Below are 2673 nucleotides of genomic sequence, written 5' to 3' on the forward strand. Positions count from 1 at the left end.
CGCCGCGGCACCGACCCGGAGTCGATCGCGGCGGCCCGCGACGCGATCCAGCAGACCCGCAGCGCCGACCAGCCGCGCCCCGAGGGACCCGACTGGGCCGCCGCGGACGCCGACGCCCACCCCGACGACCTCGACGCCGACCAGCAGGGCATGAGCACCGCCGAGCTGCTGCAGCGCGAGCTCGGCGCGCAGGTGATCGAGGAGATCCGCAACCAGTGACGCCATCCACCCGCCGACGGTCAGAGGAGACCCGATGAGCCAGAACCCGTTCGACGCCCTCGGGGGCGGGGGGTTCGACATGAACGCCCTGCTCCAGCAGGCCCAGCAGATGCAGGAGCAGCTGCAGAGCGCCCAGCAGCGGCTCGCCGAGACCGTCGTCGACGGCACCGTGGCCGGCGGTGCGGTGACCGTGCAGGTCAACGGCGTCGGCGAGCTGGTCGGCGTCGAGATCAAGGCCGGTGGCTTCGACGGCAGCGACTCCGACGACCTCTCCGACCTCGGCGACATGATCGTCGCGGCCTACCGCGACGCCAAGGCGCAGGCCGACGCGCTCGCGGGCGAGGCCCTGGGGCCGCTCGCCGGCGGGGCCGAGGGCCTGCCGGGCATGCCCGGGCAGCTGGGGTTCTAGGGCACCGGGGTCTCGTTGTACGAAGGTGTCATCCAGGACCTGATCGACGAGCTGGGCCGACTGCCCGGCGTCGGTCCCAAGGGCGCGCAACGGATCGCGTTCCACCTGCTGCAGGCCGACCCCGCCGACGTACGCCGCCTCGCCGACGTGCTCCTCGAGGTCAAGGCCAAGGTGAAGTTCTGCAGCACCTGCTTCAACGTCTCCCAGGACGAGCAGTGCCGGATCTGCCGCGACCCGCGGCGCGACCCGGCGGTGCTGTGCGTGGTGGAGGAGTACAAGGACGTCGTCGCGATCGAGCGGACGCGGGAGTTCCGGGGCCGCTACCACGTGCTCGGCGGCGCGATCTCGCCGATCGACGGCATCGGGCCCGAGCAGCTGCGCATCCGCGAGCTGATGGTCCGGCTCGCCGACGGCGTGATCACCGAGGTGATCCTCGCGACCGATCCCAACCTCGAGGGCGAGGCGACCGCGACCTACCTCACGCGGATGCTCAAGCCCATGGAGTTGCGCGTGACGCGTCTGGCGAGTGGACTGCCCGTAGGCGGGGACCTGGAGTACGCCGACGAGGTGACCCTGGGCCGCGCATTCGCAGGAAGGCGATCAGCAGATGACTGACACGACGCTCGACGCACACACCGAGGACTTCGCCCAGCAGATCGCCGATCAGGTCGAGAGCTTCCTGATCGCGTTGCAGGCGATCGCCCGTGAGGCCGACGGCGGCCGGGCGATCTCGCTGCTGCTGCTGGAGATCAGCCAGGTGCTGCTGGCCGGCGCGCGGCTGGGTGCGCAGCGCGACTTCAACCCGCAGGGCGAGTACCAGCCCGACGTCGGGCCCGAGCCGGACCTCGACGAGATGCGGCTGCGCCTGGCCGCGATGCTCGACAGCGTCGACACCTACAGCTTCGTGTTCGACCCCTACGTGCCCGAGGTCGTGGAGGGCCAGCTCTCCGACGACCTGACCTCGATCGCCACCGACCTCGAGAACGGCCTGCGCCACTACCGCCTCGGCAACACCGAGGAGGCGCTGTGGTGGTGGCAGTTCTCCTACGTCTCCTCGTGGGGCAACCTCGCCGGTGCCGCGCTCAACGCGCTGCTCTCGGTGGTGGCCCACGACCGGCTCGACGCGGAGTTCACCGGCGAGGAGGAGCAGCTGGCCCTCGTCGATGAGATGCTCGAGGGCGAGGACGCCGCACCTCGGTAGACTCGACGGCTGGTAGCGCAGCACCAGTCAGCAGTCGAGCAGAGGGACCAACCGTGGGCATTGTCGTCCAGAAGTACGGCGGATCGTCGGTGGCGGATGCCGACGGCATCAAGCGGGTGGCCCAGCGCATCGTCAACACGCGCAAGGCCGGCCACGACGTCGTCGTGGTCGTCTCGGCGATGGGCGACACGACCGACGACCTGCGCGACCTCGCCCAGCAGGTGACGCCGCTGCCCCCGCCGCGCGAGCTCGACATGCTGCTCACCGCCGGCGAGCGGATCTCGATGGCGCTGGTCGCGATGGCGATCGCCCAGCTCGGCCACAAGGCCCAGTCGTTCACCGGCTCGCAGGCCGGGGTGATCACCGACTCCGCCCATGGCAAGGCCAAGATCATCGACATCACCCCCGGCCGGATCGAGAACGCGATCAAGAACGGCGCGATCGCGATCGTCGCCGGGTTCCAGGGTGTCTCGCAGGACACCAAGGACGTCACGACGCTCGGCCGCGGCGCCTCCGACACGACGGCGGTCGCGCTCGCCGCGGCCCTGGGCGCCGACGTCTGCGAGATCTACAGCGACGTCGACGGCGTCTTCACCGCCGACCCGAGGATCGTGCCCGCCGCGCGCAAGCTGCCCCGGGTCTCCACCGAGGAGATGCTGGAGATGGCCGCCTCCGGCGCCAAGATCCTGCACCTGCGGTGCGTCGAGTACGCCCGCCGCTACGACATGCCGATCCACGTGCGCTCCTCCTTCAGCCAGAAGGAAGGCACCTGGGTCATCCCGGACAGCAAGGCAGGAGAGGAAGAGATGGAGCAGGCGATCATCGCCGGCGTCGCCCACGACCG

At 70.6% G+C, this 2673-nt stretch carries 4 protein-coding genes and 1 pseudogene; all 5 read left to right on the forward strand.

Annotation, left to right across the window (positions count from 1 at the left end):
- A pseudogene (locus VGD85_RS12785) lies at window positions 1–219 on the forward strand (DNA polymerase III subunit gamma/tau); the annotation flags it as partial.
- A gap of 34 nt (window positions 220–253) precedes the next feature.
- Window positions 254–628, forward strand: a complete 375-nt coding sequence (locus VGD85_RS12790; RefSeq protein ID WP_331063823.1) for a YbaB/EbfC family nucleoid-associated protein — start codon at window positions 254–256, stop codon at window positions 626–628.
- 15 nt (window positions 629–643) lie between these two features.
- Window positions 644–1243 carry a recombination mediator RecR gene (gene recR / locus VGD85_RS12795; RefSeq protein ID WP_331063824.1) on the forward strand — a complete coding sequence of 200 codons (600 nt, stop codon included), beginning with the start codon at window positions 644–646 and terminating at the stop codon, window positions 1241–1243.
- On the forward strand, window positions 1236–1829 hold the full coding sequence (locus VGD85_RS12800) for a DUF5063 domain-containing protein (protein WP_331063825.1): 594 nt from the start codon (window positions 1236–1238) through the stop codon (window positions 1827–1829). Before recR ends, VGD85_RS12800 begins: the two co-directional genes overlap by 8 nt.
- 53 nt (window positions 1830–1882) lie before the next feature.
- A partial coding sequence (locus tag VGD85_RS12805) for an aspartate kinase (protein ID WP_331063826.1) occupies window positions 1883–2673 on the forward strand: 791 nt, incomplete at its 3' end.

The organism is Nocardioides sp., from assembly GCF_036401255.1.
Lineage (GTDB): Bacteria > Actinomycetota > Actinomycetes > Propionibacteriales > Nocardioidaceae > Nocardioides.